The sequence below is a fragment of the Rhodovulum kholense genome, from assembly GCF_003053725.1.
GTDB lineage: Bacteria > Pseudomonadota > Alphaproteobacteria > Rhodobacterales > Rhodobacteraceae > Rhodovulum > Rhodovulum kholense.
The window spans coordinates 40,652-53,876 of sequence record NZ_QAYC01000012.1 but is presented as its reverse complement, the minus strand read 5'-3'; the positions used below and the strand labels follow the sequence as shown (position 1 = coordinate 53,876).

At 68.8% G+C, this 13,225-nt stretch carries 11 protein-coding genes; 6 read left to right on the top strand and 5 right to left on the bottom strand.

Annotated elements, in window-relative coordinates; genetic code table 11:
• The first annotated feature begins 28 nt into the window (after positions 1-28).
• On the top strand, positions 29-838 hold the full coding sequence (locus C8N38_RS15075; protein WP_108027984.1) for a division plane positioning ATPase MipZ: 810 nt from the start codon (positions 29-31) through the stop codon (positions 836-838).
• A gap of 17 nt (positions 839-855) precedes the next feature.
• Here the strand turns inward: C8N38_RS15075 and C8N38_RS15070 are convergent, their stop codons facing one another.
• Together C8N38_RS15070 and C8N38_RS15065 are read right to left on the bottom strand one after the other, a co-directional pair.
• Positions 856-1,161, bottom strand: coding sequence for a hypothetical protein (locus tag C8N38_RS15070; protein ID WP_245895767.1), 306 nt, complete (start codon positions 1,159-1,161; stop codon positions 856-858).
• Positions 1,162-1,215: 54 nt separating this feature from the next.
• Entirely contained in the window at positions 1,216-2,160 is a 945-nt protein-coding gene (locus C8N38_RS15065) for a LysR family transcriptional regulator (RefSeq protein WP_108027983.1), read from the bottom strand.
• 114 nt (positions 2,161-2,274) lie between these two features.
• Between C8N38_RS15065 and C8N38_RS15060 the strand changes: the two genes are divergently transcribed.
• From C8N38_RS15060 to C8N38_RS15045, 4 genes are all read left to right on the top strand, one after another.
• Entirely contained in the window at positions 2,275-3,693 is a 1,419-nt protein-coding gene (locus tag C8N38_RS15060; RefSeq protein WP_108027982.1) for a form I ribulose bisphosphate carboxylase large subunit, read from the top strand.
• Between the two features lie 21 nt (positions 3,694-3,714).
• Positions 3,715-4,071, top strand: a complete 357-nt coding sequence (locus tag C8N38_RS15055; RefSeq protein WP_108027981.1) for a ribulose bisphosphate carboxylase small subunit — start codon at positions 3,715-3,717, stop codon at positions 4,069-4,071.
• Positions 4,072-4,162: 91 nt separating this feature from the next.
• Positions 4,163-4,966, top strand: coding sequence for a CbbQ/NirQ/NorQ/GpvN family protein (locus tag C8N38_RS15050; protein ID WP_108027980.1), 804 nt, complete (start codon positions 4,163-4,165; stop codon positions 4,964-4,966).
• Positions 4,967-4,971: 5 nt separating this feature from the next.
• On the top strand, positions 4,972-7,263 hold the full coding sequence (locus C8N38_RS15045) for a nitric oxide reductase activation protein NorD (RefSeq protein ID WP_108027979.1): 2,292 nt from the start codon (positions 4,972-4,974) through the stop codon (positions 7,261-7,263).
• A 94-nt stretch (positions 7,264-7,357) separates the two neighbouring features.
• Here C8N38_RS15045 and C8N38_RS22010 read toward each other — a convergent pair whose 3' ends face one another.
• Positions 7,358-8,974, bottom strand: coding sequence for a c-type cytochrome (locus C8N38_RS22010; protein ID WP_245895766.1), 1,617 nt, complete (start codon positions 8,972-8,974; stop codon positions 7,358-7,360).
• Positions 8,975-9,513: 539 nt separating this feature from the next.
• On the opposite strand from C8N38_RS22010, the gene C8N38_RS15035 reads away from it, so the two are divergent.
• Positions 9,514-10,011: a DUF4405 domain-containing protein gene (locus C8N38_RS15035; RefSeq protein WP_108027978.1), complete on the top strand. Its 498-nt coding sequence runs from the start codon at positions 9,514-9,516 to the stop codon at positions 10,009-10,011.
• Between the two features lie 76 nt (positions 10,012-10,087).
• Here the strand turns inward: C8N38_RS15035 and C8N38_RS15030 are convergent, their stop codons facing one another.
• Positions 10,088-11,038, bottom strand: a complete 951-nt coding sequence (locus C8N38_RS15030; protein WP_108027977.1) for an FAD:protein FMN transferase — start codon at positions 11,036-11,038, stop codon at positions 10,088-10,090.
• Positions 11,019-13,220: a PepSY domain-containing protein gene (locus C8N38_RS15025; protein ID WP_108027976.1), complete on the bottom strand. Its 2,202-nt coding sequence runs from the start codon at positions 13,218-13,220 to the stop codon at positions 11,019-11,021. The genes C8N38_RS15030 and C8N38_RS15025 overlap by 20 nt, the downstream gene beginning before the upstream one ends.
• Positions 13,221-13,225 lie beyond the last annotated feature (5 nt).

Sequence of the window (13,225 nt, the reverse complement as noted above, 5' to 3'; positions counted from 1 at the left end):
AGGGACCGGTCAGGAAGCGAGGTTGGCAGTGGCGCATATCATCGTCGTCGGCAACGAAAAGGGCGGCGCGGGAAAATCCACCGTGTCGATGCATGTGGCGACGGCCCTGGCGCGCCAGGGCTTCCGGGTCGGCGCGCTCGATCTCGACGTGCGGCAGCGCTCGCTGGGCCGCTTCTTCGACAACCGCAGCGCCTATCTGGCCCAGAACGGCGTCGATCTGCCCTCGCCCGATTTCCGCGAGCTGCCCGAGATCGACGCGGCGACCCTGGACGAAAGCGAAAACGTCCACGACCGGCGGCTTTCGACCGCCATCGCCGAGCTGGAACGCGAAAAGGACTTCATCCTGATCGACTGTCCCGGCTCGCATACCCGGCTGAGTCAGGTCGCGCATACGCTGGCCGACACGCTGATCACGCCGCTCAATGACAGCTTCATCGACTTCGACCTGCTGGCGCGGCACGACGGCGCGACCGGCAAGATCCTCGGCCCCTCGATCTATTCGGAAATGGTCTGGAACGCCCGGCAGATGCGCGCGCAGGCCGGGCTGAAACCCATCGATTGGGTGGTGCTGCGCAACCGGCTGGGCGCCCAGCAGATGCACAACAAGCGCAAGATGGGCAAGGCGCTCGACAATCTCTCGCGCCGGATCGGGTTCCGCGTGGCGCCGGGCTTTTCCGAACGGGTGATCTTCCGCGAGCTGTTCCCGAACGGGCTGACGCTGCTCGATCTCAAGGATACCGGAGTCACCACGCTGAACATCTCGAACGTGGCCGCCCGGCAGGAGCTGCGCGACCTGATGGCCGCCCTGAAACTGCCCGAGGTCGAGCCGGTCGCCTGACGACCGCCCGGCCCGGCTCAGGACATGCTGTGGCCCGCGACCCGGGCCGAGACCTCCTGCAGCCCGTGAACGAGGAAAATGCCCATCAGCGCGTGATAGAGGATCGCGCCGCCCAGCACGTGCAGCATGAAGATCCAGCCACCCGAAAACACGGCGGCGACCACGACGAACAGCGCCGACACGGCCGAGACCACCAGCGCGATCAGCATCGCCCGGCCGTTCGGACCCAGCCTCCGGGCGACGATGGCGCGGCGTTCAAGCTCTGCGGCGCCCAGCAGCACCACCAGCGAAAAGCCAAGATACAAGGCGAAGACCTGCATCATCCCTGACATCCTTTCCCTTGCGGCCGGACCCCCGCCCCGGCCTTTTACGAAGGGTTACTCCTGTGCGGCCTCTTTCGCAATGCGCGCTATGGTCGGCCCCGCCTCGACCGCCTGCCGGGCATGGGCGACCAGATGGTCGAGAAACGCCTGCGCCACCACCGACAGATGCTTGCCGCGCGGATAGGCGACCTGCCATTGCCGCAAAAGCGGAAAGCCCGCGACATCCAGCACCTTCAGCGCCCCGGTCGTGCCTTCCAACGCCAGCGTGTCGCGCGACAGGGCGCCGAGGCCGAGCCCGCCGATCACCGCCTGCTTGATCGCCTCGTTGGACCCCAGTTCCATCCGCATCGGCAGCGTCAGCCCCCGCGCCCGGAAGAAGCGCTCGACCGTCAGCCGCGTGCCCGACCCGCGTTCGCGCAACAGGAACGGCTCGCGCGCGACCCGTTCGGGCGGGATGTTGACCTCGCCCGCCAGGGGGTGATCGGGCCGCGCGATCAGCACCAGCGGGTTGTCGGCAATGGCGCGCGCCACCACGTCGAGCCCCTCGGGCGGCGTGCCGAGAATGCACAGATCGTCCTCGCTGGCGGCGAGCCGGGCCAGCACCGCCTGCCGGTTGGTGACCGTCAGCGCCACCTCGATGCCGGGATTGGCGTCGCAGAACTGGCCCAGCAGGCGCGGCAGGAAATATTGCGCGGTCGAGACGATGGCCAGCGTCAGCCGCCCCTCGCGCAGGCCGCGCATGTCGGCCAGCCGCATCTCCATCCGCCCGACCGCGTCCAGCGTCTCGCGCGCGCCCTCGACCACCACGCGCCCCGCATCTGTCGGCTGCATCCGCTTGCCGATTCGGTCCAGAAGCGTGACGCCCAGGCTGTCTTCCAGCTGCTTGACCTGGGTAAAGACAGCGGGCTGGGTCAGGTTCAGCTCTTCGGCCGCGCGGGTATAGCTTTGGTGCCGGGCCACCGACAGGAACACCGACAATTGCCGCAGGCTGATCCGCATACTAGGCAATTCCCTATTATCAACCTAAAAACTATTCAGTTTTATAGAGGCATTCAAGCGCTCATAGTCCCCCCGAGCCAAAAACGGCCCGCCATGAACCGCGGAGGAGGACAGATGGCCAAGACCTATGACGCCGGTGTCAAGGAATACCGGTCGACCTATTGGGAACCCGACTACACGCTGAAGGACAGCGACATCCTCGCCGTCTTCAAGGTGATCCCGCAGCCCGGTGTGTCGCGCGAGGAAGCCGCGGCCGCCGTCGCCGCCGAAAGCTCGACCGGGACTTGGACCACGGTCTGGACCGATCTTCTGACCGATCTCGACTATTACAAGGGCCGCGCCTACGCGATCGAGGACGTGCCGGGCAGCGACGACGCCTTCTATGCCTTCATCGCCTACCCGATGGACCTGTTCGAGGAAGGCTCGGTCGTCAACGTCTTCACCTCGATCGTGGGCAACGTCTTCGGCTTCAAGGCGGTGCGCTCGCTGAGGCTGGAGGATGTGCGCTTCCCGCTGTGGTTCGTCGCCACCTGCTTCGGCCCGCCCCATGGCATCCAGGTTGAGCGCGACAAGATGGACAAGTATGGCCGGCCGCTGCTGGGCTGCACCATCAAGCCCAAGCTGGGACTCTCGGCCAAGAACTATGGCCGCGCGGTCTATGAATGCCTACGGGGCGGCCTCGATTTCACCAAGGACGACGAGAACGTCAACAGCCAGCCCTTCATGCGCTGGCGCGACCGGTTCCTGTTCTGCCAGGAGGCCATCGACAAGGCCGAGGCCGAGACGGGCGAGCGCAAGGGCCACTACATGAACGTGACCGCGCCCACCATGGAAGAGGTCTACAAGCGCGCCGAATTCGCCAAGGAGCTGAAGACCCCGATCATCATGTCGGATTACCTGACGCTGGGCTGGGCCGCGCATAACTCGCTGTCGAAATGGTGCCGGGACAACGGGCTCTTGCTGCACGTCCACCGCGCCATGCACGCGGTGCTGGACCGCAACCCCAATCACGGTATCAACTTCCGGGTTCTGGCGAAACTGCTGCGCCTTCTGGGCGGCGATCACCTGCATTCGGGCACTGTCGTGGGCAAGCTCGAAGGCGACCGCGAGGCGACGCTGGGCTGGATCGACCTTCTGCGCGACCGCCATATCAAGGAGGACCGGTCGCGCGGGATCTTCTTCGATCAGGACTGGGGCGCGATGCCGGGGGTCTTCCCGGTCGCCTCGGGCGGCATCCATGTCTGGCACATGCCGGCGCTGGTCTCGATCTTCGGCAATGACTCGGTGCTGCAATTCGGCGGCGGGACGCTCGGCCACCCCTGGGGCAATGCGGCCGGTGCCGCAGCCAACCGGGTCGCGCTCGAGGCCTGCGTGCAGGCCCGCAACGAGGGCCGCGAGCTGGAGAAGGAGGGCAAGGAGATCCTGCAGAATGCCGCGAAGCACAGCCCCGAGCTGAAGGTCGCGATGGAGACCTGGAAAGAGATCAAGTTCGAATTCGACACCGTCGACAAGCTCGACACCCAGCACCGCTGAGCGCCCGGAGGGAGAAAGAGAATGAGCAAGGTTCAGGACTACACCTCGCGGCTGTCGGACCCCGCGAGCCGCCGGATGGGCACCTTTTCCTACCTGCCCGAGATGGATGACGCGCAGATCCGCAAACAGGTGGAATGGATCGTGAAACATGGCTGGAACCCGGCCATCGAACATACCGAGCCGCAATTCGCCAAGTCCAACTACTGGTACATGTGGAAGCTGCCGATGTTCGGGGAAACCGATGTCGACGCGATCCTGGCGGAACTGAAGGCCTGCCATGACGCGAACCCCGACAACCATGTCCGGCTGATCGGCTACAACAACTACACCCAGAGCCAGGGCGCCAACATGGTGGTCTATCGCGGCACCCCGGTCTGACCGGATCCGGACCCAAGACAGAAGACCGAAAGACCGTGCCCCGAAGGGCGCGGTCCGAACCTGCGAACGCACTCCCGGGGGAGGACGGACCATGACGGATATGCTCGACCAGTACCGCGTCGCGGAGGAACCCTATTACCGGCCCGTCGCCGACGAGGTCGCGCTTTACGAGGCCGCCTATGCGGCAAAGATGCCGGTGATGCTGAAAGGCCCGACCGGCTGCGGCAAGACCCGCTTTGTCGAGCACATGGCCTGGCGGTTGGGCAAGCCTCTGGTCACCGTCGCCTGCAACGAGGACATGACCGCGTCCGACATCGTCGGCCGGTTCCTGCTGGATGCCGAGGGCACGCGCTGGCAGGACGGGCCGCTGGCCTTCGCCGCGCGGCATGGCGCGATCTGCTATCTCGACGAGATCGTCGAGGCGCGTCAGGACACGACCGTCGTCATCCACCCGCTGACCGACAACCGTCGCGCCCTGCCCCTTGAAAAGAAAGGGGAAATCTTGCGCGCGCATGAGGATTTCCACCTCGTGATCTCGTATAACCCCGGCTATCAGAGCCTGATGAAGGACCTGAAACAGTCCACCAAGCAGCGCTTCGGCGCGCTCGATTTCAGCTATCCCGAGCATGCGACCGAGGTCGAGATCGTCACCCATGAGGCGGGCATCGATGCGACGGAGGCGGGCAAGCTGGTCTCGATCGCCGAACGCGCCCGCAACCTCAAGGGCCACGGGCTGGACGAAGGGATTTCCACCCGGATGCTAATCCATGCCGGCTCGCTGATGGCGCGCGGGATCGAGGCGCCCGCCGCCTGCCGCATGGCGCTGGTGCGCCCGATCACCGACGATCCCGACATGCGCGACGCGCTCGACGCCGCCGTCGCCACCTATTTCTGACCGCCATGGCGACGCTCGAGGACTATGCAGAGCTTCTGGCCGATCTCGACGCGCCCCAGCGCGAAAAGCTCGAGTCCGTCTGGCCCGAGGCGGTGCGCCAGCTCAGCCCGCGCGGGCTCGACAACTGGCTGAAGGGCACCGCGGCGCTGTCGCATATGGGGCGCGGCGACCATATCGTCCGCACCTGGATCGAGACCGTGCCGACCGTCGCCCGCGATCTGGGCGAGGATATCGTGCCCGATCTGGCGCAGGCCTGCCTGGGCTTTGCCTCGCGCACCTCGGGCGCAGTGATCGAGCGGGTGCTGGCGACCGCCCCCGTCGCCTCGCGTCGCCTCTCGGACCCGGACCTCTTCCGCGCCTATCTGCAGCTTCTGAACCAGCTTCTGGCCCAGGCGCCGCGCGGGCTGCGGCCGATGCTGGAGCATCTGGAGGACCTGCTGGGCGTGCTGACGCTCGGCGGCCTGCGCCGCTGGGCCAGTTGGGGCGCCGAGGCGCATCGCACCGATTACGAGGAACTGACCCGCTATTTCGGCCTTGAAAGCGCGGAATCGCAGGCGATCCTGCAACGCGAGCGCAAGGGCACGCTGCTCGTCGACATCCACCGCCGGATCGGGATGTATCTGCGCGCGCTCTGGGGGCGCGATTTCCTGATGCGCCCGACGGCCGGCGATTTCGAGGCCCGCGAGGGCATCCGCCCCCATATCGCGGACTATTTCCTGCACCTGCCCGATGCCTATGACGACTGGGAGGGAGTGCCGGGGCTCGACCTTTACCGCGCCGCCGCCGCCCATGCCGCCGCCCATGTGGTGGCCACGACCGCACCGCTGAAGGGCGACGAGCTGAATGCGCTGCAACGCGCCTGCATCGGCCTGATCGAGGATGCCCGCGTCGAGGCGCTGGCCATCGCCCGCTTCCCGCGCCTGCGCGATTTGTGGCGGCAATTCCACCTGCCCGCGCAAGACGGCTCGATGACCGCGCGTTTCGGCCGGATCGCGCTGGCGCTGCTGGACCCCGATGCCCCCACCGGCGACGAGACCGCGGACTGGGTGCGGGCGGCCTTTGCCGGGGCCGATCTGGGCACAGCGCAAAGCGCCTTCGATCTGGGCCTGCAACTGGCGCATCGTCTGCGCAACGAGCCCTATTCCGCCTGGCGCGACGGACAGGCCGCGCCCTATCGCGACGACAACCGCTATATCTGGGAATTCGAGGAGTCGGTCGACTGGGAGAAGGGCATGGCCCCCGACCAGCAGGTTCGCAGATATGTCTCGGTCTCGGAAATGGTGAACGAGGTCGAGGTCGAAACCGCCGGCGAGGACGCGCAGGAGATCTGGGTCGCCGAGACCGAGCTGTTCGACGACGATGGCGTCTCGTTCAACGAGAAGGAGGGCAAGGAGCCCACCGCGCCCCCGGTCCCCTATGACGAGTTCGACTACAAGATCCAGATGCACCGCCCGGCCTGGGCCACGGTGCAAGAAAAGCGCCCGCGCCTGGGCGATCCGGCCGAGATCGACGCGATCCTGACCCGGAACCGCAAGCTGACCCAGCGCATGCGCCATCTTCTGGACGCGATGCAGCCGCAGGGCGTCCAGCGCATCCGCAAGCTCGAGGATGGCGACGAGATCGACCTGAACGCCGCGACCCAGGCCTTGATCGACATCCGCATGGGGTTGCAACCCGACCCGCGGGTGATGATGCGCTCGGTCCGCAAGACCCGCGACATCGCGGTGATGGCGCTTCTGGACCTGTCGGAATCGACGAACGACCCGGTAACGGGGCAGGATCAGACGGTGCTGGACCTGACCCGGACGGCGACCGTGCTGTTGGCCGAGGCCATCGCCAAGGTAGGCGATGCCTTCGCGCTGCACGGCTTCTGTTCGGACGGGCGGCACAACGTCTTCTATGCGCGCTACAAGGATTTCGACCAGCCCTGGGGCGAGATCCCGAAGGCGCGGCTGGCGGGGATGGAGGGGCATCTGTCCACCCGCATGGGGGCCGCGATCCGCCACGCGGGCGCGCATCTGGGCCGGGTCGCCGCCGCCAAGAAGCTGATGCTGGTCATCACCGACGGCGCGCCGTCCGATATCGACGAACGCGACCCGCAATACCTGCGCCAGGATGCCCGCGCCGCCGTTCAGGAGGTCGCGAGGACCGGCGTCATTCCCTTCTGCCTGACGCTCGACCCGCGCGCCGATCAGTATGTCGCGCAGATCTTCGGACAGCGGAACTTCCTGGTGCTGGAAAATGTCGAACGCCTGCCCGAACGCCTGCCCCAGCTTTACGCGGGCCTGACCCGATAGACTCTGCGCGACCTGAAAACGAAAACCCCGCCCCGGCTTCGCGGCCGGGACGGGGCTTTTGCGGTCGGTGCCGGGCGTCAGGCCCGGGGCGGCCTCATTCTTCGGACAGCTTCGCGATATAGGCGTAGACGTCCTTGACCTCTTGCGGGTCCTTGGCGTTGTAGGTCATCAGACCGCGCGCCTTGGGATCGCCGAGGTACTCGCGCAGGAAGGCGGTCGGGTCCTGAGCGTAGACCGACACCTTGTCCTCGTCCCAGACCAGACCGGCTTCACCGGCGGCGGTCATCGATTTCGAGTAGCGGAAGCCCTCGATGATGCCCGCATGGCGGCCCGGCATGCCGTAGAGGTTCGGACCGACCTTCAGGCCGCGACCGGCCAGCAGTTCGCCCGAGGGGCTGACGACGCTGTGGCAGGTGGCGCACTGGATGAAGGCCTTTTCGCCCTTGGCGGGATCGCCGGTGATCGCCGGGGCGGCAGCAACAACAGCTCCGGCAGCGGCTTCGTCAGTCGCGGGTTCTTCCGCAGCGGCGGGTTCTTCGGTCGCGGCGGCTTCCTCGGCAGCGGGTTCTTCCGCAGCCGGTTCCTCCGCAGCGGGCGCTTCGGCGGCCGGTTCGGCAGCGGCGTCTTCGGTCGCGTCGCCGCCGATCAGGGGCTCTTCGCTGCCGGTCAGGGCTTCACGGGTGTCCTGCACGGCTCCGGTCACGGCTTCGCCCGCGCTGTCGGCAGCGGCTTCGGCGGTATCGACCGCATCGGCCACGGCGTCGCCGACGGTCTCGGCAGCGGCTTCGGCGTTATCGGCCACGTCGGACGCGGCTTCGGTCGCCTGATCGACGACGCTGGGTTCCTCGGCAGCGGGTTCTTCGGCAGCGGGTTCTTCGGCAGCGGCCGGTTCTTCCGAAGCGGCAGCTTCCTCGGCCGCGGGCTCTTCAGCCGCAGCGGGCTCTTCGGCGGCGGGTTCTTCCACGGCAGCCGGTTCGGCAGCGGCTTCTTCCCCGGCGGCGGCGATGGCGTCGAAGGCTTCCTCAACGGTCGAGGGCGCTTCGGCCGCAGCTTCGGCAGGCTCTTCGGCGGCAGCGGTCAGGGCCGCGGACTTGCCAGCCAATGCAGCGGCACGCTCGGCGAGATCGGCATATTCGGCAGCAAGAGCAGCCGCCTGGTCAGCCAGGGTCAGTGCCGAGGCGACGGCCTCGGGGGTATCGACCGCAGGCGCTTCGACGGCTTCGGCCTCGGCGGCGGGTTCTTCCGCGGCGGCGGCTTCCTCGGCCGGGGCTTCGGCGGCCGGTTCCTCGGCAGCGGCGGCCGCTTCGGCGGCGGGTTCCTCGGAGGCGGGCGCTTCGGCGGCCGGCTCTTCGGCAGCGGCTTCGGCCTCGGCGGCGGGTTCCTCGGCGGCCGGTTCTTCCGTGGCAGCAGCTTCCTCGGCAGCCGGTTCGGCGGCAGCTTCGGTGGCGTCGGCAACGTCAGCGGCGGGCGCTTCGGCCGCAGCTTCTTCGGTCGCTTCTGCGGTGGTTTCCTCGGTCACCGCCTCTTCGGCGGTGGCTTCGGGCGCTGCCGCTTCGGTGGCTTCGGCGGCGGGAGCTTCGGCGACCGGCGTCTCGATCGCGGGCTCGGTCTTGGGTTCCTTGCCGCCGCTGAAGCTGACGGCGGCGATCGCGATGCCAAGCGCCGGCGCGGCGACAATCAGCCGGATCAGGTTCTGCGAATTATTGGACATGGTTCATCCTTTTTTCGTTCCGCTGCTCACGGCTGGGACCACCCCCTCCGCGGCAGGACGTCCTCCTGCGGGTTCCGACGGGAGCCCCTGATGCCTCCCGCATCGGCCAGAAGACCCGCCGGACCGCCCGCAAAAGGCATACCGGCGTCCCTTGGCCGCCACGCAGGACCATACCCAACAGCGCACGGGATGGCAGCCTTTTGTCGTCGCCTGCGACTCTGATACGCGGGCGAACCCCCTTGTCAGCCCGCAGAGGACGACCCGGCGCCGGGTTTCGGCCCGGTCCGATCAGGTTCGCGCCGGATCCTGCCGGGCGAAACGCGGCATTTCGACACCGAATCGGTCGCAGGGCGACAAACCGGCGGCGGATAGCGATTCCCCGCGCCGCCCGGGCGCCGTCCATGAAAAGATGCGTCTTTCCCGTCGGTTTTCAATGACCGCTTCAGCCTGCCGTCAGGCGCATGGCGGCAGATGCACCCAGCGGCCCGGCCCCACAGCCGGCGGTCGGAGCCGCAGCAGGACTACAAAGGAGAACGACCATGCGCAGCCTTCTCATGCGCTACGCCACCCCCTCGATCATCGGCCTCTTTCTGGTGTCGCTGGTCACCGGGATCGCACTTTTCTTCCATGTCGGCCCGTCGGCCTTTCATGGCATCCACGAATGGCTCAGCATGGTGCTGATCCTCGGCTTCGCGCTGCATGTCTGGCGCAACTGGCGCCCGATGCTGTCCTATATGAAGGGCAAGCCGCTGGCGGTGTCGATGCTGGTGTCCGTGCTGCTTTCGGCGGTCTTCTTCCTGCCGGGCAGCGGCGAGGGTGGCCGGCCCCCGGTCTTCGGACTGGCGATGCAGGTGATGGCGCATTCGGCGACCGAGGTCGCCCCGGCGCTGGGCACCACGCCCGATGCGCTGATCGCGCGGCTGACGGCCGCGGGCTATACCGTCGGCGGCCCCGACCAGCCGCTGGCCGACATTGCCAGCGCCTCGGGCCGCTCGACGATGGATCTTGCCGGCGCGCTGATCGGCGGCGCCCGCTGATCCCGCCCAGACCGATGCCGACAGCGAAACGCCTGCCCGTCCTGGGCAGGCGTTTTCGTTTCGAGGGGTCCGGGGATCAGGCGGCAAAGCCCGGCCCGATGGCGGTCTCGACCAGACCGGCGCCATCGCGTTCCAGAAAAAGTGCGGAAAGCCCAAGCCGCCGCGCCAGCGCCGCGCCCTCTTCGCGGCCCAGCACCATCAGCGCGGTCGCCCAGGCATCGGCCTCCATGCAGCGCGCCCCCAGCACCGTGACCGAGGCCGGAGAGGCCGCGAGCGGCGCGCGCCGCCGCGGGTCCATGGTATGCGACAGCCGCCGCCCGCCCAGATCCACCCAGTGCCGGTAATCGCCCGAGGTGGCCACCGCCCCGGACTCGAGTGCCAGAACCGCATGCGCCGCCCGCTTTCCGGGATCGGGGCGTTCGACAGCGACCGCCCAGGGCCGACCGCCGGGCTGCGGCCCCAGCGCGCGCAATTCGCCATCGATCGACAGCAGCGCGCTTTCGATGCCGAAGTCCCGCGCGGTCTCGGCCAGCCGGTCCACCCCGTAACCCTTGGCGATGCCGCAAAGATCGAGCGCCAGGGTCCCGTGCTTTCGCGCCCGCCGGTTGGTGCAATCGAGTTCCAGTACCTCGCAGGCAGGCCGCCGCGGCTCCTTGAGGGCCGCACGAATGCGTCCCGGATCGGCCGCGTCGCCGGAAAAGCCCCAGGCCGCGACCGCATCTCCCAACCCGATCTCGAAGGCGCCGCCCGAGGCCCGGCCGATGGCCAGCCCCGCCGCCAGCACCTCGACCAGACCCGCGGGCAGGTCGATCCAGCGATCCGGCTCGGCGCGGTTCAGCCGCATCAGGTCGCTGCCGACGCGGCGGGTGGTCATCTGCGCCTCGACCTCGGCCACCGCCGCGGCAAGGGCCGCATGCAGGCGGGCGGGATCGGCCCCCGTCCCGACATGCAGCACGGCCGACCAGCGCGCGCCCATGGCCGGCCCGTTCAGGGCCAGCCGTTCGGGGTCAGTAGACGTCTTCGACATAGCGCCCCTCCGCCTTCAGCCGCACCAGCGCCGCCCCCGCCGGATCGAGGATATCCTCCAGCGCCTCGGCCACGCCCCTTGCCATGTCTCGGCCGCCGCAGACCATGATCCGCGCGCCCTGGGACACCAGCGCGGCCACCCGGTCGGCATCGCGGCGCAGCAGATCCTGCACATAGGCCCGGTCGGCGGTGCGCGAAAACGCGGTCGCGACCGAAGCAAGACGTCCGTCCTTCTGCCACTGCACCAGATCCTCGCCGAACAGAAGATCGCTTTCCGGCGCACGCGCCCCGAAATAGAGGTGCAGCGGCCGCAGCGCCCGGTTGCCCCGGGCAAAGCCCGCAAGCGGTCCGATGCCGGTCCCGGCCCCGATCAGGATCAGCGGCGCCTCGTCCTTCCCGGCATGGAAGGCCGGGTTCGGCCGCAGCACCGCCGCCACGCTGTCGCCGGGCTCCAGATCCATCAGCTGCCCCGAGCACAGCCCGCCCGGATGCTTGCGCACGCAGATCTCGGCGAACCCGTCGGACGACCCCGACGCCAGCGAATAGTACCGCGGACGGCTGTCGCCCTCGGGCAGCACGGCCAGCAGATCGCCCGCGAGGAACGGGCCGAAGCCGCCGCCAGCCAGACGCTGCCAGAGGCTCCGGCGCGGCAGGGCAAAGCGCAGGATCGCAGTCGGCGCCTGCACCTCGGCGCCGTAATCGCGGCGCGAAACCAGCCGGAGCCGCACCGGTTCGGGACCGGCGCTGGCGGGCAGAAGATCCAGCGCGATGCCCAGCCGGTCGGCCAGCGCCCGCACCCAGCGGGCGAAATCCTGCGGCGACTGGCGGTCGACGCGGGCAGGCGCCATCAGTTCGGCCCAGCCCGCCGCGCGGGCGGCCGCGCGCACCTTTTCGGCATAGCCGCAGAACGCGGGAAAGGCGCTGTCGCCGAAGCCCAGCACAGCAAAGGGGGCCGCGGGCGCCTTGCCCAGCGAACCAACCCGGTCGAGAAAGCCCTGCGCCGATCCCGGCGCGTCGCCGTCGCCCGAGGTCGCGGCGAGGATGAGGATCCGCTGCGCGCGCAGATAGCGCTCGGGCGCGAAGCCGGACATCGGCCCGACATGGACGCTGCTTCCGGCGCGGGTCAACGCGGCGCGCAGACGCTCGGCAAAGCCCCAGGTGGTGCCGCCCTCGGACCCGACCAGAAGAATCGTGTCGGCCGCCTCGGGCGCCACCGCGCGAACCCGCCGCCCGGCGGCCCCGGCAGGGCGACGACCCGCCTGCTGCGCAAGCCCGGTCAGCCCCAGCACCGGCACGGTCAGCGCGGCCAGCCCCAGCAGAAGCCCCAGCACCGCGGCGCCCCGCCCGGTATGGAGCATCATCGCCAGATCGCCCAGCCGGTCTGCCCAGCCGCGCGCGGTCCAGGCCAGCATCTGGCCGCTGGCCGGATCGATATAGCCGGTCCCGGCCACGGTCCTCAGCGTGAAGACATCGCCCGCGCTGCCCGGACGTGGAAAGGTGAGTTGCCGCAGATCGGCCAGCGGCAGATCGCGGAGCGCCGTCATCGCGGCCGGCGACATCGCCGGGGCTCCGCCCGCAACAAAGCCGGGCATCCCGGTTTCCGGCAAAAGCCCGAAGGTGCCTGCCGCCAACCAGATCCCGGTCAGCGCGGACAGCGCCAGCGCCGCGCCTCCCAGCCGCGCCAGATCGAGATGCAGCCGCCGCGACAGGGGCCCGCGCGCGGGCGCCAGCAGCCGCGACCAGCCGCCCAGACGCCGCGCGGTCAGCGCCAGCCCCGACAGCGTCAGCGCCAGCATGGCAAGGCTTGCCGCCACCACCACCAGCCGCCCGGCATCGCCCAGAAACAGCGACCGGTGCAGGTTGGTCAGCCACAGCTGCAGGGCCGACCGCTCGGCGGGCGCGAGGATCTCGCCGGTCGCGCCATCGACCGTCCAGCGCAGGGCCGCGCCATCCTGAAAGGCATAGGCGGTGATGCCGCCCGCGGCCGAGACCCGGATCTCTTCAAGTCCCGGCACGCTGTCCTGCAGGGTCGCGGCCAGCTGACCGGCGGATATGTCGGGCAGGGGCACGGCACTCAGCGCCCCCGCCGCGGGATAAAGCGACAATGCCGCCCCGCTGAGCGCGGTCACGGACAGGATGAGGGCCGCGCCAAGCCCGGCCCAGCGATGCAGCGGACGGATCATCGGGG